18 protein-coding genes and 1 pseudogene are annotated in these 21,492 nt (G+C 68.0%); 12 read left to right on the top strand and 7 right to left on the bottom strand.

Annotated features, from left to right (window positions below):
* The first annotated feature begins 17 nt into the window (after positions 1-17).
* Positions 18-728 (top strand): uracil-DNA glycosylase, encoded by a 711-nt coding sequence (locus tag AC0IZS_RS06215; protein WP_471634831.1) that lies wholly within the window; start codon positions 18-20, stop codon positions 726-728.
* Here the strand turns inward: AC0IZS_RS06215 and AC0IZS_RS06210 are convergent, their stop codons facing one another.
* Positions 729-1,640, bottom strand: coding sequence for a LysR family transcriptional regulator (locus tag AC0IZS_RS06210; protein ID WP_471634830.1), 912 nt, complete (start codon positions 1,638-1,640; stop codon positions 729-731). It abuts the gene before it with no gap.
* 201 nt (positions 1,641-1,841) lie between these two features.
* On the opposite strand from AC0IZS_RS06210, the gene AC0IZS_RS06205 reads away from it, so the two are divergent.
* The 5 genes from AC0IZS_RS06205 to AC0IZS_RS06185 all read left to right on the top strand — a co-directional run bounded on the left by AC0IZS_RS06205 (position 1,842) and on the right by AC0IZS_RS06185 (position 6,079).
* Positions 1,842-2,828, top strand: coding sequence for a Bug family tripartite tricarboxylate transporter substrate binding protein (locus AC0IZS_RS06205; RefSeq protein ID WP_471634829.1), 987 nt, complete (start codon positions 1,842-1,844; stop codon positions 2,826-2,828).
* Positions 2,829-2,833: 5 nt separating this feature from the next.
* The gene (locus tag AC0IZS_RS06200) at positions 2,834-4,453 is read left to right on the top strand and encodes a gamma-glutamyltransferase family protein (RefSeq protein WP_471634828.1); all 1,620 of its coding nucleotides are present in this window, start codon (positions 2,834-2,836) and stop codon (positions 4,451-4,453) included.
* 108 nt (positions 4,454-4,561) lie between these two features.
* Positions 4,562-5,131: a DUF2975 domain-containing protein gene (locus AC0IZS_RS06195; protein WP_471634827.1), complete on the top strand. Its 570-nt coding sequence runs from the start codon at positions 4,562-4,564 to the stop codon at positions 5,129-5,131.
* Positions 5,132-5,184: 53 nt separating this feature from the next.
* Positions 5,185-5,433 (top strand): helix-turn-helix domain-containing protein, encoded by a 249-nt coding sequence (locus tag AC0IZS_RS06190; RefSeq protein WP_471634826.1) that lies wholly within the window; start codon positions 5,185-5,187, stop codon positions 5,431-5,433.
* Positions 5,420-6,079, top strand: coding sequence for a hypothetical protein (locus AC0IZS_RS06185; protein ID WP_471634825.1), 660 nt, complete (start codon positions 5,420-5,422; stop codon positions 6,077-6,079). The genes AC0IZS_RS06190 and AC0IZS_RS06185 overlap by 14 nt, the downstream gene beginning before the upstream one ends.
* Here the strand turns inward: AC0IZS_RS06185 and queA are convergent.
* Positions 6,066-7,196, bottom strand: coding sequence for a tRNA preQ1(34) S-adenosylmethionine ribosyltransferase-isomerase QueA (queA, locus tag AC0IZS_RS06180; protein ID WP_471634824.1), 1,131 nt, complete (start codon positions 7,194-7,196; stop codon positions 6,066-6,068). The two genes, AC0IZS_RS06185 and queA, sit on opposite strands and share 14 nt — an antisense overlap.
* A gap of 81 nt (positions 7,197-7,277) precedes the next feature.
* Positions 7,278-8,567 (bottom strand): HD-GYP domain-containing protein, encoded by a 1,290-nt coding sequence (locus tag AC0IZS_RS06175; protein WP_471634823.1) that lies wholly within the window; start codon positions 8,565-8,567, stop codon positions 7,278-7,280.
* A gap of 101 nt (positions 8,568-8,668) precedes the next feature.
* On the opposite strand from AC0IZS_RS06175, the pseudogene recG reads away from it, so the two are divergent.
* From recG to AC0IZS_RS06145, 6 genes and pseudogenes are all read left to right on the top strand, one after another.
* Positions 8,669-10,791, top strand: a pseudogene (recG, locus tag AC0IZS_RS06170) (ATP-dependent DNA helicase RecG).
* Positions 10,792-10,799: 8 nt separating this feature from the next.
* Positions 10,800-11,012 carry a hypothetical protein gene (locus AC0IZS_RS06165; protein WP_471634822.1) on the top strand — a complete coding sequence of 71 codons (213 nt, stop codon included), beginning with the start codon at positions 10,800-10,802 and terminating at the stop codon, positions 11,010-11,012.
* Entirely contained in the window at positions 11,009-11,974 is a 966-nt protein-coding gene (locus tag AC0IZS_RS06160; RefSeq protein ID WP_007861670.1) for a LysR substrate-binding domain-containing protein, read from the top strand. Before AC0IZS_RS06165 ends, AC0IZS_RS06160 begins: the two co-directional genes overlap by 4 nt.
* A gap of 358 nt (positions 11,975-12,332) precedes the next feature.
* Entirely contained in the window at positions 12,333-14,069 is a 1,737-nt protein-coding gene (locus tag AC0IZS_RS06155) for a dipeptidase (RefSeq protein WP_471634821.1), read from the top strand.
* A gap of 115 nt (positions 14,070-14,184) precedes the next feature.
* Positions 14,185-14,685 (top strand): Dps family protein, encoded by a 501-nt coding sequence (locus tag AC0IZS_RS06150; RefSeq protein ID WP_007861672.1) that lies wholly within the window; start codon positions 14,185-14,187, stop codon positions 14,683-14,685.
* A 290-nt stretch (positions 14,686-14,975) separates the two neighbouring features.
* Positions 14,976-15,350 carry a response regulator gene (locus AC0IZS_RS06145; RefSeq protein WP_471634820.1) on the top strand — a complete coding sequence of 125 codons (375 nt, stop codon included), beginning with the start codon at positions 14,976-14,978 and terminating at the stop codon, positions 15,348-15,350.
* A 38-nt stretch (positions 15,351-15,388) separates the two neighbouring features.
* On the opposite strand, the gene AC0IZS_RS06140 is transcribed toward AC0IZS_RS06145, so the two are convergent.
* Genes AC0IZS_RS06140 through AC0IZS_RS06125 form a run of 4 tightly spaced genes read right to left on the bottom strand, consistent with a single transcriptional unit; the run spans position 15,389 to position 21,439 of the window.
* On the bottom strand, positions 15,389-16,537 hold the full coding sequence (locus tag AC0IZS_RS06140; protein WP_471634819.1) for a hybrid sensor histidine kinase/response regulator: 1,149 nt from the start codon (positions 16,535-16,537) through the stop codon (positions 15,389-15,391).
* Positions 16,534-17,154, bottom strand: a complete 621-nt coding sequence (locus tag AC0IZS_RS06135) for a chemotaxis protein CheB (protein ID WP_471634818.1) — start codon at positions 17,152-17,154, stop codon at positions 16,534-16,536. Before AC0IZS_RS06135 ends, AC0IZS_RS06140 begins: the two co-directional genes overlap by 4 nt.
* The gene (locus AC0IZS_RS06130) at positions 17,151-17,990 is read right to left on the bottom strand and encodes a CheR family methyltransferase (RefSeq protein ID WP_471634817.1); all 840 of its coding nucleotides are present in this window, start codon (positions 17,988-17,990) and stop codon (positions 17,151-17,153) included. Before AC0IZS_RS06130 ends, AC0IZS_RS06135 begins: the two co-directional genes overlap by 4 nt.
* Positions 17,991-18,007: 17 nt before the next feature.
* A complete protein-coding gene (locus AC0IZS_RS06125) occupies positions 18,008-21,439 on the bottom strand; it encodes a response regulator (RefSeq protein ID WP_471634816.1) in 3,432 nt (1,143 codons plus the stop codon).
* Positions 21,440-21,492 lie beyond the last annotated feature (53 nt).

Raw genomic sequence — 21,492 nt, 5'->3', positions numbered from 1 at the left:
TCCAAGGCCTGCCACGCATGACCGACGCCACCCAACTGCAAAGTGCCGACCCCGCCGACTGGCCCGTGGCGCCCGGCTGGCAGCCGCTGGTCGATGCCTTCTTTGCCGGTGCCCGCGGGCAGGCGCTGCGGGCCTACCTGCAACAGCGCCTGGATGCTGGCGCCGCCATCTTCCCGCTCAAGCCGCTGCGCGCGCTGGAGCTGACGCCGCCCGAGCAGGTGCGCGTGGTCATCCTCGGCCAGGACCCGTACCACGGGCGTGGCCAGGCCGAGGGGCTGGCGTTCTCCGTCGCGCCGGGTGTGCAATTGCCGCCCTCGCTGCGCAACATCTTCAAGGAGATGCAGCGTGACCTGGAGACGCCGTTTCCCGCCTGGCCCGAGCCGGGCGGCAGCCTGGTGAAATGGGCGAAGAACGGCGTGCTGCTGCTCAACACCGGCCTCACGGTCGAGGAAGGCCAGGCCGCGAGCCATTCCGGCAAGGGCTGGGAGGAGTTGACCGACGCGGTGATCCGCCACGTGGCCGAGGGCGGGCGCCCGGTGGTGTTCATGCTCTGGGGCTCGCATGCCCAGTCCAAGCGCGTGTGGATTCCGGCCGACCGTGGGCACCTGGTACTCACTTCCAACCACCCCTCGCCGCTGTCGGCACTGCGGCCCCCCGTGCCCTTCATCGGTAATGGCCACTTCGGCAAGGCGCGTGAGTTCCGTTTGCGCCAAGAAAACCAGGCGTAGTCACCAGGGCCCGGGCAGCCGCTCCCTGAGCAGGTCCAGGAAGGCCTGGGCCGCCACGGGCAGGCTGCGGCCCGACAGGGTCTGCAGCTCCAGGTCGCGCAGGTCCATGCCCTGGTCGCCGATGGGCAGGGCGACGATGTCGCCCGCCGCCACCATGTGGCGCGCCGCGATCTCGCTGGACACCGACAGCCCGCCCCCGTTCGCCACGAAGTGGAGCATGGTCTTGACGTGGTTGCTCACCAGCACCGGCGCCAGCTGCAATCCCTGGCGGCTGCAGACGATGTCGATCATCTGCCGCACCGTGGTCTCGGGCGGAGGCAGCGCCAGCGGGTACTGACCCATGCGCGCCAGTGTCACGCTTTTCGCCCCGGCCAGCGGGTGGCCGGGAGGCACCAGGGCCAGCACCGGTGCCCGCTGGCGGTAGGCCACGTCGATGTCCTTGTGCGGCGCGCGGCTGAAGCACAGGCCGATGTCGGCCGCGCCGCTGCGCACCGCACCGGGCACCTGCGCCGTGGGCAGGGACAGCACCTCGAACTGGATGCCGGTGTGCGTGCGCTGGAACTCCACGCACAGGCGCGGCACCAGTTCGTTCGCAAACGCGTCGGATGTGGCCAGCCGCACCTGGCCGGCGCGCAGACCCTGCAGTGCCCCGATCTCACCCAGCGCCCGCTCGGCGTCGAGCACCGTGCGGCGCGCGTGCGTGGCCAGGATCTCGCCGGCCGCCGTGAGCACCATGCCGCGCGGGTGGCGCTCGAACAGCGGTGTTCCTAGCTGCGATTCGAGCCCGGCGATCTGCCGGCTCAGCGCCGAGGCGGCCACATGCAGCCGGGCCGAGGCCTCGGTGAGCGAGCCGCTTTGCGCCACTTCGAGGAAGTAGCGCAGGGCCGTGTCTTGCAGGAGTTGGGCGCGCATGGGATGGCAGTGCTTGGGTTTGCCGTAGATCATCTCAAAAACCGAAGCACTTTGCCGTAATGGCAAAGCTGTTTGCTGATTTGGTGGTGGTCATGCGACTGCCACATTCCTAAGATGAAGGCCTGTTGCACGCCGTTCCAGGGGAGTCTGGGGAGGGCGTGCCCGGCCTTTCCTGTTCTGTCCATTTCTGGAGTGCTTCGTATGCGTCTTTTGTCCTGGGGCCGTAGCGTGCTCGGCCTGGCCTGCCTTGTGGCGGTGTATGCGGGCGCGCATGCGCAACAGTCCAACTGGCCCGACCGCCCGGTGCGGGTGATCGTGCCCTTCCCGGCCAGTGGTGCCACCGACCTCGTGGCCCGTGTGGTCGCGCAGCGCGTGGCACAGGACCTGGGCCAGCAGATGGTGGTCGACAACCGCCCCGGCGCGGGCGGCACCATTGGCGCGGCCGAAGCCGCCAAGGCGCAGCCCGACGGCTACACCCTGCTGCTCACCACCAGCAGCACCCACGCCATCTCGCCGCACCTGATGCCGCGCCTGGCCTACGACCCGCGCAAGGACTTCACCCCCGTCGCCCACCTGGCCGACGCGCCCAGCGTGCTGCTGGTGACCAACTCGCTGCCCGTGAAGACCGTGGGCGAACTCATTGCCTACGGCAAGGCCCACCCCGGCAAGCTCAACTACGCCACCAGCGGCAATGGCACCATCGTGCACCTGAACGCCGCGGCCTTCAGTGCCCAGGCCGGCATCGAAATGATGCACGTGCCCTACAAGGGCACGGCCCTGGCCATCCCCGACCTCGTGACCGGGCAGACGCACGTGCTCTTCGACTCGCTGCCCACCGGCATGCCGCACGTCAAGGGCGGCCGCCTGCGCGCCCTGGCCGTGACCAGCGAAAAGCGCAGTGCGCTCGCGCCCGAGCTGCCCACCATGGCCGAGTCGGGCCTGCCCGGCTATTCCTCGGTGACCTGGTTCGGCGTTTACCTGCCGGCCGGCGCACCGCCGGCACTGGTAGACCGCATCCACAAGGCCTTCGCCAAGGCCATGCAGTCGACCGAAGTGGCCGAGGGCCTGGCCAAGCTTGGCGTGGAGCCCGCCGCCCCCAGCACGCCCGCCAAGTTCGCCGCCATGGTGCAGGCCGACAGCGCCCGCTGGGCCACCGTGATCCGCCAGCACAAGATTTCCGTGGAATGACTGACATGAACGCACGCACGCCTGACACCCCCGCCCTGGACTGGGCCCTGCCCTATGCCTCGCACCGCAGCGCGGTGATGGGCCGCAACGTGGTCTCCACCTCGCAGCCGCTGGCCGCGCAGGCCGGGCTGCGCATGCTGCTGGCCGGCGGCAATGCGGTGGACGCGGCCATTGCCGCCGCCATGGCGCTCACCGTGGTCGAGCCCACGGGCTGCGGCATCGGCAGCGACGGCTTCGCCATCGTCTGGGACGGCAAGGAACTGCATGGGCTGAACGCCTCGGGCCGCTCCCCTGCCGCATGGACGCCCGCGTACTTCGCCGAGCGCGGCGGCCTGCCCGAGCAGGGCTGGAACGCCGTCACCGTGCCTGGCGCCGTATCGGCCTGGGTAGCCCTGTCCAAACGCCTGGGCAAGCTGCCGTTTGCCCAATTGGCCGAGCCCGCCATCGACTACGCGCGCAATGGCTTCCCCGTCTCGCCCACCATCGCCCGGCTGTGGGCGCTGGGCGCAGCCAAGCTCGGCGCCCAGCCCGGCTTTGCCGAGTGCTTCATGCCCGGTGGCCGCGCACCGCGCGCGGGCGAGATCTTCCGCAGCGAAGCCCATGCGCGCACCTTGGAGCTGATTGCCCAGACCGAGGGCGAGGCCTTCTACCGTGGCACCCTGGCACGCCAGATGGTGGAGCATTCCCGCGCCCATGGCGGTGCCATGACCGAGGACGACCTCGCATCGCACCAGGCCGATTGGGTGGGCACCGTGAGCCAGCGCTTCGGTGACTCGGTGGTCCATGAAATTCCGCCCAATGGCCAGGGCATCGCCACGCTGATGGCGCTGGGCATGCTCGAATCCCACGGCATCGGCGGCCAGCCACTGGACCATGTGGACACGGTACACGCCAGCATCGAGGCCATGAAGCTCGCGCTGGCCGATCTGCACCAGTACAACGCCGACATCGATGCCATGCAGGCCGTGACGCCGCGCGACCTGCTCGACGCTGGATACCTGCAGCAACGCGCGCAACTGATCGATGCCGCACAGGCCGGCGACCCCGGCCACGGTACGCCACGCCCAGGCGGCACGGTGTACCTGGCGGCGGCCGATGCCTCGGGCATGATGGTCTCGTTCATCCAGTCCAACTACATGGGCTTCGGCTCGGGTGTGGTCGTGCCGGGCACGGGCATCAGCCTGCAGAACCGGGGCCACGGCTTCACCCTCACGCCCGGCCATGCCAACGAGGTGGCGCCGCGCAAGCGCCCCTCGCACACCATCATCCCGGCCTTCGCCATGCATGCCGACGGCACGCCGCAGATGGCCTTCGGCGTGATGGGCGGCCCGATGCAGTCCCAGGGCCACCTGCAGATGGCCCTGCGCGTGCTGCGCTACGGCCAGAACCCGCAGGCCGCAGCCGACGCACCGCGCTGGCGCGTGACGGGCGGCAAGGGCGTGGCGGTGGAGCCGACCTTCGACCCTGCGGTGGTCGCGGAACTGCGCGCGCGTGGCCACGAGGTGACGGTGGAGGAGGGCAATGGCGTCTTCGCCTTCGGCGGCGCCCAGCTCGTGCTGCGTGACGGTGGCAGCTACATCGCAGGCTCCGACCCGCGCAAGGACGGGCACGCGGTCGCGTTCTGACCGGGTCGCCCTGGCGCGCCGGTGCGCCCCAAGTGAGGTGCTTGCCTGTTTTGTTTTCTGTATGGCAGAATATTATTATTGTTTTACAGAAAAAACTAGGCAAACACCATGGCATCCATCCAGAGCCCGGCCTTCCGGCGCCTGTCGCGCGGGCTGCACGCGCTGACCCTGCTGTGCGCCCTGGCGGGCGTGTGCTTTTCCGTGGCCCGCTGGCTGCTGCTGGGCCGTGGCGAGCCGGGTGGCCTGGCGCAGCTGCTGTTGCCCTCCCTGGCGCTGCAGGCGAACATTGCCGCCCCTTTGCAGATCGACGCGGGCTGGCGCCTGGTGGGCCTGGCCATCGAATGCCTGCCGACCGCCGCCATGCTGTTCACCGTCTGGTGCCTGCACCGCATCTGCAGCGCCTTCCTGCGCGGCGAGGTGTTCGGGCCGGCCGTGGTACGCGGCTTTCGCGGCGTGGGCTGGGGCTTCATCGCCATGTTCGCGGCCTCGCTGGTGCACGGGGTGGCGGTGACGGCGCTGCTGTCTTGGCTGGCCTCGGGCCAGCGCGGCGGGCAGGTGGCGCTGTCGGTGGGCTCGTTCGAGATGAGCGTGCTCATCGTCGGCCTGATGATGCTGCTGCTGGCCCACGTGATGGCCGAAGGCCAGCGCCTGCAGGAGGAGTCCAGTGCGTTTGTCTGACCGCCTGCTGCCCCGTTGGTTCAACGAACAGGGCGCATGCCGGAAAGGTGGCCATGCCCATCGTCGTCACGCTCGATGAAATGCTGGTGCGCCGCAAGGTGAAGTCGCGCGACCTGGCGGCCCATGTGGGCATCACCGAGGCCAACCTTTCGCTGCTCAAGAGCGGCAAGGTCAAGGGCGTGCGCTTCGAGACCCTGGCCGCCATCTGCGACTACCTGCAGTGCCAGCCGGGCGACCTGCTGGCATGGGTCGCGCCCGTGGATGGCGTGGAAGATGGCTCCGTGGGCGATGCAGCTGCCTGACGGCCGCGGCCCGGGCCGATGGCGCCTGGGTTGTGCGGCGGCGGCATCGATGCTGTTGCACGGCGTGGCGCTGTGGTGGCTGGTCTTCCCGGCATCGGCCGTGCGCACACCCGTACCGCCACCGCGAGAGGCCATGGAGGTTCTGTGGATCACGGCTGCGCCAGCGGCATCTCCGGCTGCCCAGCCGGAGCCGGGTGAGGCCCGGCACACGAAGGGCGCTGCGCCCTTGCCAGGCCCCGCGCGCGAAGCCCGCAGGGGGCCCTCACCTGCCGCCCCCGTGCTGCCGGCGCAAGCAGCAGGCCAGGGCATGGTGGCGATTGCGGTGCCCCTGCCTGCCGCATCCGACGTCCGGGATGTTCCTGCCATTCAGTGGAGTCCCGAAGGCGTGGCCCGTGCAGCGCGGCAGGAGCGCGAATGGCAGCGCCGCCATGGTTCACCCGCCGCCGCAGCACTCGCCGCGAACGCGGCCAGCCCGGCGCCGCGGGCACTGGGCACCCTCACCGAAAAGGAGTGGCAGAACGCGTATTCCGGCCGTGTCACCCGCGTGGAAAGCGAGGCCGGGGTCTACTGCGTGCGCCTGCCCTCGGCCAATCGCCTGTCGGAGGTGGGTGCAGCGCCCCGCATTGCCACGGTCACGAACTGCTGAGCGTGGCTTCCTGGGGGCTCTGGCGCACGAGCAGCATCGAATCGCCATAGCTGAAGAAGCGGTACTGCTGCGCGATGGCGTGGCGGTACAGTTCCCGGATGTGTTCATAGCCTGCAAAGGCACTCACCAGCATCATCAGCGTGCTCTTGGGCAGGTGGAAGTTGGTGAGCAGCAGGTCCACCACCTGGAACGCAAAGCCCGGGGTGATGAAGATGTTCGTATCGCCCGAGGCCTGGCCGCTGCGCGCCCAGGATTCGAGGGTGCGCACCGTGGTCGTGCCCACCGCCACCACACGGCCGCCGCGCTGGCGGCAGCGCTCCAGGGCCGCCAGCGTGGCCAGCGGCACCTCGTACCACTCACTGTGCATCTGGTGCTCGGCCAGGTTCTCGGTCTTCACGGGCTGGAAGGTGCCGGCACCCACGTGCAGGGTCACGCTGGCGCGCTCCACGCCGCGCGCGGCCAGCGCCGCCAGCACGCCTTCGTCGAAATGCAGGGCCGCCGTCGGGGCCGCCACGGCGCCGGGCGCGCGTGCGAACACGGTCTGGTAGCGCTGCGCGTCCTCGGCCGCATCGGGGTCGTGGTCGGCATTCTGCTGGCGCTCGATGTAGGGCGGCAGCGGCAGGTGGCCATGGCGCTCCATCAGCTCGTGGGGCGTCTCGCCGGCCGGTCCTTCGAGCGCGAAGCGGAACAGCGGGCCATCGTCCTCGGCGGGCCAGCGCGACAGCAGCGTGGCATTGAAACCGCCACCGCGCAGGCCGCCCGCCATGTGCACCACGGCACCGGGCAGGGGCTTCTTGCTGACCTTCATGTGGGCCACGACCTCGTTGCCCAGCAGCACCCGCTCGATCAGCAGTTCGAGCTTGCCGCCGCTGGCCTTCTCGCCAAAGATGCGCGCCTTGACCACGCGCGTGTCGTTGAACACCAGCAAGTCGCCCGGCTGCAGCAGGCCGGGAAGGGCGTGGAAGATGCGGTCCACTGGGGCGCTGGCCCTGCCGTCGAGCAGGCGCGATGCGCTGCGCTCTGCAGTGGGGTGTTGGGCAATGAGTTCGGGCGGCAGCGAAAAGTCAAAATCGCTGAGCGTGAAGTGGCGCGGGGCCGGCGTGGCAGAAACAGTCATGGAGCTTGAGGGCCGGACGGGCCCGTACCAAGGGGGTAGAGAAACAGGGGCGCTATTTTCCCACGCCAGCCCGGGCTGCCTTTACCAGGCCTGCCCGGAAAAGCCCGACCACAGTTCGTTGAGGTCCGGGAATTTCCACTTGTCCGGATCTTCGCGCGCCACGATCTTCTCGGTACTGCCGGGCGCGGCCAGGTCCACCACCTCGGGTGGAATGCGCAGGTCCGACTTGGTCGAGAAGAACACCTTCACCTTGGGCGAGGTCAGTGATTGCTGCCCCTGCTCCATCACCACGCCGATGCGCCCGGACGTCAGCCGCACCAGCGAACCCACGGGGTAGATGCCGATACTCTTGACGAAGGCCTGGAACAGCCGGGGGTCGAAATGGCCCTTGGTCCACTCGGCCATGCGGCGCAGCGACTCGGCCGGGTCCCAGCCGGACTTGTAGGGGCGGTCGGAGGTGATGGCGTCGTAGACGTCGCAGATGGCGGTCATGCGCGCAATCAGGCTGATCTCGTCGCCCTTGAGCTTGTCGGGGTAGCCTGAGCCGTCCATCTTCTCGTGGTGGTGGCGGCAGGCATCGAGCACCGCGTCCTCCACGCTGCCACCCTCCTTGAGCATGTCGTAGCCCTCCTGAGAGTGGGTTTGGACGATGGCGAATTCGCTGTCGGTCAGCTTGCCCGGCTTGTTGAGCACGGCGAGCGGAATGGCGGCCTTGCCCAGGTCATGCAGCAGCCCTGCCATGCCGGCGCTGCGGGTGTGTTCTTCGTTGAGGTTGATCTGCTTGGCCAGTGCCACCATCAGGGCGCACACCGCCACCGAGTGCATGTAGGTGTAGTCGTCGGCCGTCTTGAGCCGGGCCAGGCTGATCAGGGCGCCCGGGTTGCGCGTGACGGAGTCGGAAATCTCCTCCACCAGGCCCCGGGCATTGTCTGGATTCACGGCCTTGCCCATGCGCGCCTCCTTGAACATGGAGACCATGGCCTGCTTGGCTTCGCCGCAGATGGTGGCGGCGGCCAGCAGCTCGTTGTGCATGCCGGCGGGGGCCTTGCCACGTGCCGGGCGCCGGGCGGGGGCCGGCGGCGGTGGGGGATCGACCACCAGGGGCGGCAGATTCTCCAGCATGCTGAAATCCGTTTCCACCTGGATGTCCGCCTCCTCGCGCGAGACGGAACGCACGCCGGCGGCCACGTCCAGGCCCTTGGAGATGTCGATCCACACCTCCTCGATGGACGTGCTCTTGATGCGTGCCAGGTCCTTGGGATCTTTCAGGACGAACTTGGCGCGCCAGAATGGATGGTCCATCCACGAGCCGCAGAAGTCGTGCAGGTACATGCCCAACGTGAGATGTTGAATACTGATGCGCTTGAGCATGGAAACTGTCCAGATCGCCAGGGCCTGCCGAAAATCAGGTAATAAACAGTAACCATGGTAGCCTTTTTGGCCGATGAATCCCTCGTATTGCCGGATAACCCTTGAACAACAAGCCCGCCGCTCCTAGGGCGCCCTCCACCGCCAGTGTTGCGCAAAAGGCACTGCACAAGCTTGGCCTGAAGCGCGACATCGATCTGGCCCTGCACCTGCCGCTGCGCTACGAGGATGAGACCCGTATCACGCCACTGTCCAGCGCTCGCGATGGCCAGATGGTGCAGATCGAAGCCACCGTGACGGCCTGCGAGGTGCAACTGCGCCCGCGCCGCCAGTTGCTGGTGCAGGTGGAAGATGCTTCAGGCACCTGCGAACTGCGCTTCTTCAGTTTCTACCCCTCGCACCAGAAAACCCTGGCGGTGGGCGCGCGCCTGCGCATCCGGGGCGAGGTCAAGGGCGGCTTCTGGGGGCGGCAGATGCTGCACCCGGCCTTTCGCCAGGCCGGCGGCGAGCTGCCGGCTGCGCTGACCCCCGTCTACCCGACCACGGCCGGCCTGCCGCAGGCCTACCTGCGCCGGGCGGTGGTGGGGGCGCTCAGCCGGGTGGACCTGTCCGAAACCCTGCCCGCCGGCACCGAGCCGCCGTATGCCGTCTTCCGGCATGACAACGGCAGCTACCGCGCCTTCAATCTGCGCGAGGCGCTCACTTTTTTGCACCATCCCACGCCGGATGTGTCGCTGTCCACGCTGGAGGACCACAGCCATCCGGCCTGGCAGCGGCTGAAGGCCGAGGAACTGCTGGCGCAGCAGCTCTCGCAGCAGCAGTCGCGCCGCGAACGCGACCAGTTGCGCGCACCGGTGCTGCGCCCGCGCAAGGTGGTGGATGGCGCACTGCCCCTGCACGAGCAACTGATGGCCGTGCTGCCCTTTTCGCTGACCGCCGCGCAGCGGCGGGTCGGGGTGGAGATTGCCAAGGACCTGGCGCACCGGGTGCCCATGCACCGCCTGCTGCAGGGCGACGTGGGCTCGGGCAAGACCGTGGTCGCCGCGCTGGCGGCCGCCATTGCCATGGACGCCGGCTGGCAGTGCGCCCTGATGGCGCCCACCGAAATCCTGGCCGAGCAGCACTTCGCCAAGATGATCGGCTGGCTGGAACCGCTGTTGGCGGCACACGGCCGCCGGGTGGCCTGGCTGGTGGGCGGGCAGAAAAAAAGGACCGCACGGCCATGCTGGCCCTGGTGGAGAGCGGCGAGGCCGCGCTGGTGGTGGGCACGCATGCCGTGATCCAGGACCAGGTGCGCTTCAAGAACCTGGCGCTGGCCATCATCGACGAGCAGCATCGCTTCGGTGTGGCGCAGCGCCTTTCGCTCAGGCAAAAGCTCGCCGCCCAGGGGATGGAGCCGCACATGCTGATGATGAGCGCCACGCCCATTCCGCGCACCCTGGCCATGAGCTACTACGCCGACCTCGATGTCTCGGTCATCGATGAGTTGCCCCCCGGGCGCACCCCCATCGTCACCAAGCTCATCGCCGATAGCCGCAAAGACGAAGTGATCGCTCGCATCGGTGCCCAGGTGGCCAGTGGGAGGCAGGTCTACTGGGTGTGTCCGCTGATCGAGGAGAGCGAGGCGCTGGACCTGAGCAACGCCACCGCCACCCATGCCGACCTGAGCGAGGCCCTGCCCGGTGCCATGGTGGGATTGCTCCATTCGCGCATGCCGACGGCGGAAAAGAAGGCCGTGATGGCGCTCTTTTCCAGCGGTCAGATGGGCGTGCTGGTGAGCACCACGGTGATCGAGGTCGGGGTAGACGTGCCCAATGCCTCGCTGATGGTCATCGAGCATGCCGAGCGCTTCGGCCTGTCGCAGCTGCACCAGCTGCGCGGGCGCGTGGGGCGGGGCGCCGCAGCCTCTGCCTGTGTACTGCTCTATTCCACCAATGACAGCGGCCGGGTGGGCGAGACCGCCAAGGAGCGCCTGCGCGCCATGGCCGAGACCAACGATGGCTTCGAGATCGCCCGGCGCGACCTGGAGATCCGCGGGCCGGGCGAGTTTCTCGGGGCGCGGCAATCGGGCGACGCGCTGCTGCGCTTTGCCGACCTGGCCACCGACACCCACCTGCTCGATTGGGCGCGCGAGCTGGCGCCGGTGATGCTGGACCGCCACGCCGACCTGGCCGAGCGCCACGTGATGCGCTGGCTGGGTGGAAAATCCGACTATCTGAAAGCCTGACCCCCGCCATGACGCAAGCCCCTGCCGCCGCCGCGCCGCTGCCGACCCTGACCGCGCCATCGGTGCTGGCCACCCGATGGAGGGCGCCGTCGCTGGCAGGCATGGAGGTTCTGCGCAGGCTGATCGCCGGGGTGGTCATGCGCCGCTGTGTCACCACGCCCTGGGCGGTCCGGCGCATGGCGCTGCACAATGCGCGTACCATCCGTCTGGAATCTCCATGACCCTCACCGAACTCAAATACATCGTCGCCGTGGCGCGCGAAAAGCACTTCGGCCACGCCGCCGATGCCTGCTATGTGTCGCAGCCCACACTTTCGGTGGCCATCAAGAAGCTGGAAGAAGAGCTCGATGTGAAGCTTTTCGAACGCAGCGCAGGCGAGGTCACCGTCACCCCGCTGGGCGAGGAGATCGTGCGCCAGGCGCAGAGCGTGCTGGAGCAGGCCGCCGCCATCAAGGAGATCGCCAAGCGCGGCAAGGACCCGCTGGCCGGGCCGCTGACCCTGGGCGTGATCTACACCATCGGCCCCTACCTGCTGCCCGACTTGGTGCGCCATTCGATCGCGCGCACCCCGCAGATGCCGCTGATGCTGCAGGAGAACTTCACCGTCAAGCTGCTGGAGATGCTGCGCACCGGCGAGATCGATTGCGCCATCCTGGCCGAACCGTTTCCCGACACCGGTCTGGCCATGGCGCCGCTGTACGACGAACCCTTCATGGCGGCACTGCCCGCCAACCACCCCCTGGGCGCGCAGAAGTCCATCTCCGCGGCCGAACTCAAGAGCGAAACCATGCTCTTGCTGGGCGCGGGCCACTGCTTTCGCGACCATGTGCTCGAGGTCTGCCCCGAATTCGCGCGCTTCGCGAGCAATGCCGAGGGCATCCGCAAGTCCTTCGAGGGCTCGTCGCTCGAGACCATCAAGCACATGGTGGCGGCCGGCATGGGCGTCACCCTGGTGCCGCGCCTGTCGGTGCCGCGCGATGCGCTGCTCACGGTGTCGCGCCGGCGCAAGAGCGACGAGAGCTACATCCGCTACGTCCCCATCCGCGAGGACGATGGCAGCCCGCCGCCCATGCGCCGCGTGGTGCTGGCCTGGCGGCGCAGCTTCACGCGCTACGAGGCCATTGCGGCGCTGCGCAACGCGATCTACGCCTGCGAGCTGCCGGGCGTCACGCGCCTGTCGTGAGGTGAGCACCCCCTGAGGCGCTGCGCGCCTTCACCCCTCTCTCATTGTGCTTCGCAATCTGGGAGGGGGAAGCCCCCAGCGCAAGCGCTGGATACGCCGTCTTCGCGGCGGGGCGGCCCTTGCGCGGGGGCGCTGGCTTGGGTCGCGCCAGTTTCATGCTCTGCGCCTCCCTTGCACGCAGGTCGGAATGAAATCTGCCTTTCAGGGCATTTCTGGCGCTGCCGGGGCTGGCAGCGATACACTTTCGCCGCGCGAGGCCCGCCGGCGTGCCCGTCCACGGGGCCCGGTGCTACGGAGCTGCGCCACATGCAGCCCGCGCCGGTCCCGCGCTCCCCAATTCCCAAGGAAAGCTACAGAGATGAAGAAGATTTTGATGGCCGCTGGCCTTGCCGTGGGCCTGGCGGCCTGCTCCAGCGTGGCGACCAACGCGCCACAGGCGACTACGATCAAGAAGGCCCAGATGGACCGCCTGGTGGCTGCCTTGCCGGCCGCCGCCCAGGGCAGCTTTGACGAATTCCTGGCGCAGGCCGCGCGTGAGAACCCCCTGCTGCAGGCCAGCGTGGCCGGCTACAAGGCCAAGGCCCCGTTGGCCGGTGACGACCTGGTCAACATCAGCCGCCTGCTGGGTCTGTACAACCGGCTGCGCAACCAGGCTGCGGTGATCGATGCCACGGCGCGCATGGTCGCCATTCCCACCTTCCGCAGCGACAAGGTGCCACCGCACGAGGACAAGGCCATCATCGCCTTCGGCGCACTGGTCGAAGGCATGGCCAAGGATTTCGGCCTGGAGTACCGCAACGTGGACAACCGCATCTTCGAGGTGAAGCTGCCGGGCACGGGCAAGGAAGAATTCGGCATCCTCACGCACGCCGACGTGGTGCCCGTGGTGGCCGACGAATGGGTGCTGGACGACGGCACGCGCCTGGACCCCTTCAAGCTCACGCGCGTGGGTGGCAACCTGTACGGCCGCGGCTCCATCGACGACAAGGGCTCCATCGCCACCGTGCTGTACGCGATGAAGGCTGTGAAGGAAAGCGGCCTGCCGCTGTCGCGCACCATCCGCCTGATGATCGAGACCACCGAGGAGACCGGTGGCGACGCCATGAAGTACTACCGTACCAAGACCGAACTGCCCGAGTACAACATCGTGCTCGACAGCAAGTATCCCGCCGTGGTCGCCGAGAAGGGCTCTGGCGCCCTGCGCACCTCGTTCCCGCTGCAGGACGCACCGGCCGGCTACACAGCCATCACCGCGATGGCCGGCGCCGCCTCCACCAATGCCGTGCCGCAGACCGCGACGATGCGTCTGCAGGGCGGTGACCTGGCTGCCGTGGCGGCAAAGCTGAACGCCGCCAAGGCCGCCTTCATCGCGAAGTACACGCCCCAGGGCGGTGCCTTCAAGATCGATGTGGCGCAGGATGCGGGCGCGGTGCAGATCAAGGTGACCGGCGCCTCGGCCCACGGCTCGCGTCCCGAAGAGGGGGTGAACCCGCTGCCGCGCCTGGCGCTGTTCCTGCGTGAGTCCGGCGTGACCGTGGCGCCCACCGGCTATGCCAACGCCGTGCGCTACATCGCCGAGCTCTATGGCACGGACTACCTGGGTCGCACCATCGGCCTGAACTACGGCGATGATTTCATGGGCCCGCTGACCATGTCGCCCAACCTGGTGCGCGAAAAGGACGGCATGGTCGATGTGCTGGTGAACGTGCGCATGCCGCGCGGCCGCACGCCGGAAGCCCTGGTGCATGCCACCAAGGTCAAGATCAACGACTGGGCGGCGCAGGCGTCCGTTCCCGTGATCATCGATCACCAGCAGGGCAACTGGATGGCGCGCGACCCCAAGGGCGCCTGGCTGTCCACGCTGCTCAACACCTTTGGTGATACCACCGGCCTGGAAGCCAAGCCCGTGCCTACCGCCGGCAGCACCACGGCCAAGCTCATGCCCAACGCCATCAACTTCGGTCCCGCCATGCCGGGCAAGAAGTACACGGCGCACAACGCCAAGGAGTTCAAGGAAGTGGTGGACCTTGATGCCGACATGCAGATGTTCACCGAGATGCTGGTGCGCATCGGAAACTTGGACCAGATGCAGTAAAGGGATCGGGGCTTGCGCTACAGTGAACGCGAGCCGCCGCGCCGGGGCCACGGGATCTCACCGGGGCACCGTGGCGCGGCCCATCCATCGATTGCCATCCAACGAAGGAGCCTCCATGGCCAAAGCCGCCAAATCCACCGCCCCCAGCATCAACATCGGCATCAGCGAGAAGGACCGCGCTGCCATCGCCCAGGGCCTGTCGCGCCTGCTGGCAGACACCTACACCCTGTACCTGACCACGCACAACTTCCACTGGAACGTGACGGGGCCGATGTTCAACACCCTGCACACCATGTTCATGGCGCAGTACACCGAACTGTGGAACGCGGTGGACCCGATTGCCGAGCGCATCCGCTCGCTGGGCCACATCGCTCCAGGCTCGTATGCCGACTTCGGCAAGCTGGCCACCGTGGCCGATGCGCCGAGCAAGCCGCCCAAGGCGCTGGACATGGTGCGCGTGCTGGTCGAAGGCCATGAAGCCGTGGCCCGTACGGCGCGCAGCCTGTTCCCCCTGGCCGACAAGGCCAGCGACGAGCCCACGGCCGATCTGCTGACCCAGCGCCTGACGGTGCATGAGCAGACCGCGTGGATGCTGCGCTCGCTGCTCGAGGAGTGAGCCGGACGGGGCCGCAAGGCCCCGTTTCTTTAGAGCGGCTAACAAAACTCTTCTGGCGTCGTTGCCGCGTCTTGTCGTACTACTCGTACTGCCTACGACGCAGCGCCTAGCCAGAACCGCTTCGCTGAGTTTTGTTATCCGCTCTTAGTGGGGCAGCACTTTTTTGGGGGCGGCTTGCCGCAATTGGCATCCCGTCCTACAGGCGATGCCCCTGCTTTCCTGAATGATCCGGGCTGGTTTCTTCGTCTCTTCTTTCCGCCCCGCTCCGCCTTTCAGAAACGACCATCCCTATGCGAATCCTTTATGTGGAGGACAACCCCGAACTGCGCGAAACCATCGGCATGCTGATGGAGGGGGAGGGGCGCACGATCACGTCCTGTGCCACCGCCGAGGAGGCACTCGAACTGGAGCGCGATGGCACTTTCGATCTGCTGGTCACGGACGTGAGCCTGCCCGGCCTGTCGGGTACGGACCTGGCCCGCAAGGTGCTGGCCGTTGATCCCGGTCGCTGGGTGGTGCTGTGCACCGGCTATGACCTGGGCACGCACCCCTCGGCCTGGGGGCCCAATGTGCGCACGCTGATGAAGCCTTTCGAACTTGAAGACCTGGAGGCCTTGCTGGTCCAGGTGCATTCCACCCTCGACGGTTCGCCTGCCGGGCGCTGAGCCGGCATTCACCGGTCCGCGTGCGCGGACCGGGGCGGTCAGCCCGCGGTCGCTTTGGGGTGGCGCGGCAGGACCACGTGAAAGCGCGTGCTGCCGTCTTCGGATTGCACATCGATCCGGCCGCCATGCGAGCGCACGATCTGCTGCACGATGAACAGCCCCAGCCCCAATCCCTGGTGGCGCCCCGGCGCCTGGTCACGGCCCCGGAAGGGGCTGAACAATTGCGGAAGCAGTGCCGGCGGGATGGTACCGCCGTTGGTCACCGTCAGGGCAAGGGTGTGCGGATCGGTGCCATCGAGCGCTACATGGATCGCCACCTCTGGATCGCCATGGTGCACCGCGTTGCCGATGAGGTTGATGGCCAGCTGGCACAGCCGCTCCTCATCCCCCATGCCGGCAAGGTTGCCCTGGTCGCTGGTGCTGATCACATGGTTGGGAAAGCCTGTGCGTATCTCCTGCAGCGAGCGCTGCAGCACGGCCCGCAGGTCCACGGGAGCCATGCGCATCGCCAGGCCCCCGCCCTGGCGGATGCGCGTCACGTCCAGCAGGTCCTCGATCATGCGCGCCATGCGCTGGCTGCTGCTGAGCACGCGGCCGGCCAGGGCCTGCGCCTTGTCGGGTGCCAGGGGCTGGCGCTGCAGGGCCGTGGCTGCCGCACCGATGGACATCAGCGGCGTGCGCAGGTCATGGCTGAGCACGGCCATGAACATCTCGTTGATGCGCAGCGCCTCGGTGCGTTCGCGCAGTTCGCGGGCCAGGGAACGCTTCTGGCGGAACAGCTCGAAGAACACGCCCGCCTTGGACGCCAGCATCTGCGGATCGATGGGCTTGTACAGAAAATCCACGGCCCCGGTTTCGTAGCCGCGGAACTGCCAGTTGGGGTCGCGCGAACCAGCGGTCATGAAGATCAGCGGGATGTGGCGGGTGCGCTCGCTGCCGCGGATCAGCTCGGCCAGCTCGAAACCGTTCATCTCGGGCATCTGCACGTCGAGCAGGGCCAGCGCCACGTCGCCGTGGAGCAGCAGCAGCTCCAGCGCCTCGGGGCCCGACTGGGCCTTGAGCACCTCGATGCTGTCGCTGTGCAGCAGGGCCTCCACGGCCACCAGGTTTTCGGGCACGTCGTCCACCACCAGGCACTTGATGCGCTCGGCCGGCGGGGGTGGTGGGAGGAAGGTGGTGGGGCTCACAGGATTCTCCGCATTTGCAGCTCGGTCAGCAGGGATGCGATCTCCGAAGGGGAAAGGACGTGGTGCGGCGCCATCAGGTCCAGCGCCGACTGGGGCATGGCGGACATGGCGGCGCTCCCGGGTGATTGGACGATGGTGAGCCCTCCAGCGGCGCCGATGGCGGCCATGCCACGGGCGCCGTCCTGGTTGGCGCCGGACAGGAGCATACCCACCAAACGCTCTCCATAGATGTCCGCCGCCGATTCGAACAGCACGTCGATCGACGGGCGCGAGAAATGCACGGGCTCGTCCACCGACAAGGCCAACCGCGGCCCGGCGTCCACCAGCAGGTGGTAGTCGGGCGGCGCGAAGTACACCGTGCCTGTCTCGATGGGCTCCTTGTCCTGCGCTTCTGCCGTGCGCAGCGCACAGCGCGGGCGAAAGATCTCGGGCAGCAGGCTCGGGGCCTCGCGTGGCAGGTGCAGCGTGACCAGCACCGCCACGCGGGTGTGCGCCTGCAGGGCTGGCAGGAGGGTGGAGATGGCGTCGATGGCGCCCGCCGAGCCACCGATCACGATGGCATCGAAGCCGCGCGGGCCGTGCTGGTACGCCGGGGTGGCAGGGGCGGTGGCCGTCATGTGCCCACCTTCTTCCTGTAGATGCGGTCTTCGAGCACGAAGTCGTCGAAGGCCGGGGCCTGCTCGGTGAAGCGCATCGACTCCTTGGAACCCAGGCCGAGAAAGCCCCGATGGCACAGCGCTTCCTTGAACAGGCCGAGCGCCCGGTTCTGCAGCTCGCGCTCGAAATAGATCAGCACGTTGCGGCAGGACACCAGGTGTACCTCGGCAAACACGGTGTCCGTGGCCAGGCTGTGGTCGGAGAACACCACCTGCTTGCGCAGCGCGCGGTCGAACACCACGCGGCCATACCCGGCCGAGTAGTAGTCCGACAGCGAGGTCTTGCCGCCCGAGCGGGCATGGTTCTCGGTGAAGGAGGCCACGCGCGCCAGGTCAAACACACCGGCCTCGGCCGCCTGCAGGGCCTGCTGGTTGATGTCCGTGGCATAGATGATGGTGCGTTCGAGCAGGCCTTCCTCGTGCAGCAGGATGGCCAGCGAATACACCTCTTCGCCCGTGCTGCAGCCGGCCACCCAGACCTTGAGCGAGGGGTAGGTGCGCAGGATGGGCACCACCTGCTCGCGCAGCGCCTTGAAGTAGCGCGGGTCGCGGAACATCTCGCTGACCTGCACCGTGAGGTATTCCAGCAGTGCCGGGAACACGGCGGCGTCGTGCAGCACCTTGTCCTGCAACTGCGACAGCGTCTGGCAGGCAAAGCGCGACAGGGCCGTCTGCAGCCGCCGCTTGAGCGAGGCCTGCGCGTAGCCGCGAAAGTCGTAGTGGTAGCGGTAGTAGATCGCGTCGAGCAGCAGGCGCTGCTCGATGTCGCCGATCCGGGCCGTCTTGGGGTGGTGCAATCGGGGCTCCGGCGTGCTCACTTGGGCATCCAGACGCGTACCAGCGAGAGCAGCTTTTCCACGTCCAGCGGCTTGGCGATGTAGTCGTTGGCACCGGCGGCCAGGCACTTGTCCTGGTCATCCTTCATGGCCTTGGCCGTGAGGGCGATGATGGGCAGCTTGCGCCAGGCGGGCTGTTTGCGGATCTCGCGCATGGCGGTGTAGCCGTCCATCTCCGGCATCATGATGTCCATCAGCACCAGGTCGACGGCCGGGCCGGCCCCGCCTGCGCGCTCCAGGTAGTCCAGCGCCTCGCGGCCGTTGCGTGCGATCTGCACCGAAATGCCCGTGGGCTCCAGGATGCTGGAGAGCGCGAACACGTTGCGCACGTCGTCTTCCACCACCAGCACGGTGCGGCCCTCGAAGGCCGCGTCGCGGCTGCGCGCCACCTGCAGCATCTGCCGGCGCTCCACCGACAGTTCCGACTCCACCTGGTGCAGGAACAGCGTGACCTCGTCGAGCAGGCGTTCGGGCGAGCGCGCGTCCTTGATGATGATGGACTTGGAGAAGCGGCGCAGCTGCTGCTCCTCGTCGCGCGTGAGGGCGCGACCGGTGTAGACGATGACCGGCGGGAAGGACACCTCTTCCTGCTCGGACATGGCCTTGAGCAATTCGTAGCCACTCAGGTCGGGCAGGTTCACGTCCATCACCATGCAGTCGAAGGTGCTGCTGCGCAGGTACTCCAGGGCCGCCGTGGCGTTTTCCACGCACACGATGTCCACGCCATCCGTGGCCAGCAGGGCGCGTACGCTCTCGCGCTGGCGCGCATCGTCCTCGACCACCAGCACGCGGCGCATGCCCTGGGTGAACTTGGCCTCCAGGCGCTGCAGCGCCTGCACCAGTTCTTCGCGCTTGACGGGCTTGAGTGCGTAGCCGATGGCACCGCGGCCCATGGCCTCCTGCGAGTAGTCGGCCACCGAGACCACATGCACCGGGATGTGGCGTGTGGCCGGGTTGCGCTTGAGCTGATCGAGCACCCCGAGGCCCGAGAAGTCGGGCAGGTTCACATCCAGCACGATGGCGCTGGGCTGGTGCAGCGTGGCTGCCGCCAGGCCCTCGCTGGCCGTGTGGGCCAGGATGCAGTGGAAGTCCATCTCGCCCGCCAGGTCGTTCAGGATGTTGGCAAAGCGCACATCGTCTTCGATCACCAGGATGTTGCGCTCGCCTTTCGGTCGTGCGGCCACGGGCAGGACGGCCGGGGCCACGGGGGCTGTGCGGGTGGACGGGGCGGCGGGAGGCGGCGCGCTTGCCGCACTCTGGGGCGCCTGCAGTGCCCGGCCGGTCGAGGGTTCGTCGGACTGCACGGCATGGCGCGGCACGGTCAGTGTGAACTCGCTGCCCTGGCCCGGCGTGCTGCGGATGGCGATGCTGCCCCCCAGCAACTGGGCCAGGTCGCGCGAGATCGACAGCCCCAGGCCGGTGCCGCCGTACTTGCGGTGGGTGCTGCCATCGGCCTGGCGAAAGGCCTCGAAGACCAGCTCCTGCTGGTGCTCGGGGATACCGATGCCGGTGTCGCGCACGGCAAAGGCCAGCAGGTCGCCGGGCTGGTGCGAAACATGCAGCGCCACGCTGCCCTGCTCGGTGAACTTCACGGCGTTGGACAGCAGGTTCTTGAGCACCTGGCCCAGGCGCAGGGCATCGGTGTCCATGGTGGCCGGCACGTTGGCATCGATGGTGACCGTCAGGGCCAGGCCCTTTTCCTCGGCGATGGGGCGCAGGGGATCGACCAGGCCCTGCATGGCGCGGGCGATGTCCACGGCCTCGATGTCGATGGTGGCCTGGCCGGCCTCGATCTTGGACAGGTCCAGGATGTCATTGATCAGCGCCAGCAGGTCGTTGCCCGCCGACGAGATGGTCTGCGCGTACTTCACCTGCTCGCCGGTGAGGTTGCCGGCCTTGTTGTCGGCCAGCAGCTTGGCCAGGATCAAGGTGGAGTTGAGCGGGGTGCGCAGCTCGTGGCTCATGTTGGCCAGGAACTCGCTCTTGTACTGGCTGGTCTGCTCGATCTCGCGCGCCTTCTCGGTCAGGTCCGACTGGGCGGCCAGCAGCTCTTCGCGCTGGTTCTCCAGTTGCTGGGTCTGCTCTTCGAGCTGCGCATTGGTCTGCTCCAGCTCGGTCTGCTGCAGTTCCATCTGCGCCTGCGATTCCTGCAGGATGCGGCTTTGCTGCTCCAGCTCCTCGTTGTTGACGCGCAGTTCCTCCTGCTGGGCCTGAAGCTCCTCGGACTGGCGCTGGGTTTCTTCGAGCAGGGCTTCGAGCCGGCTGCGGTCCTGGCCCGAGCGGATGGCCACGGCCAGCATCTCGGAGGCCTGCTTGAACAAGCGGTGCTCGAACTCGTCCACCGTGCGGTAGAAACCGAGCTCGATCACGGCAAAGACCTCGCCATTCTCCATGGCCGGTGCCACCAGCAGCTCGGCCGGGGTTGACGAGCCTGTGCTGGAGGACACGGTCAGGTGGCTGGCCGGCACGTCGCGCACGTGCAGCAGCTCGCGCGAGCGCGCGCACTGGCCCACCAGGCCCTCGCCATCGATGAGCTTCTGCGCCAGGCGCTCGCGGGGCAGCGCGTAGCCGCCGAACAGGGTGAAACCGCCGCCATGTTCGTTGACCGCATAGGCCGCGCCCACCTTGGCATTGAGGTAGGTGGCCAGGTACTCGAGCGCCAGCTCGCCGATCTCCTCCACGCGGCGGTCGCCCTGCAGGCGCTGCGCCAGGCCGCTCAGGCCGGTCACCACCCAGTTCTGGCGCGCCTTGAGGCGGTGTTCGCGCGCGGTCAGCGCTGCCGAAATGCAGATCAGCACCAGCAGCAACAGCGAGCCGCCCCAGGAATAGTAGGCCGACAGGGCGGTGGCTTCTTCCCAGCCGCGGCGGCGGTCTTCGAGCTCCTGGGTCTGCAGGCCCGCCAGGTCCGAGGCCAGGTCGCGCACCCGGTCCATGATGTTCTTGCCCGCGTCGGAGCGCACCAGTGCCATGGCGCCTTCCACGTTGCCAGCCTTGCGCAGGTCCACGGTTTCGGCGAGTTCGCTGCGCTTTTGCCGGGCCAGGTCCTCGATCTGGACCACCAGGCGGCGCTGGCCGGCATTGCCCTCGGTGCCGGCCTTGAGGGCCGTGAGCTGCCGGTCTAGTACGTTCTGCGCCAGCAGGTAAGGCTGCAGGTAGGAGGCATCGCCCGTGAGCAGGTAGCCGCGCTGGCCGGTCTCCAGATCCTTGAGTGCCGAATGCACCAGCGAAAGCTGGCGCATCGCCTGCGAGGTGCGGTCCATCGCGGCCACGGCGTCGGCCCGCACCTCGGAGGCGCGGTAGTTGACGAAGGCAATGACCAGCGTGGCCAGGGCGGCGACGACGAAACCCGCCATCAGGCTGCGGGGGATGGCAAAGCGCTGGGCAGCCTGGGTACTCGGTGAACGGGGCATGCGTGGCAAGGTCCGGGTGGGGGGCAACCGGACAATGTAACGGGTTTGTACAA

The organism is Acidovorax sp. AC410, assembly GCF_979253235.1.
Note: the sequence above shows the minus strand (reverse complement) of the source record. Positions and strands in the feature narration are given on the sequence as shown.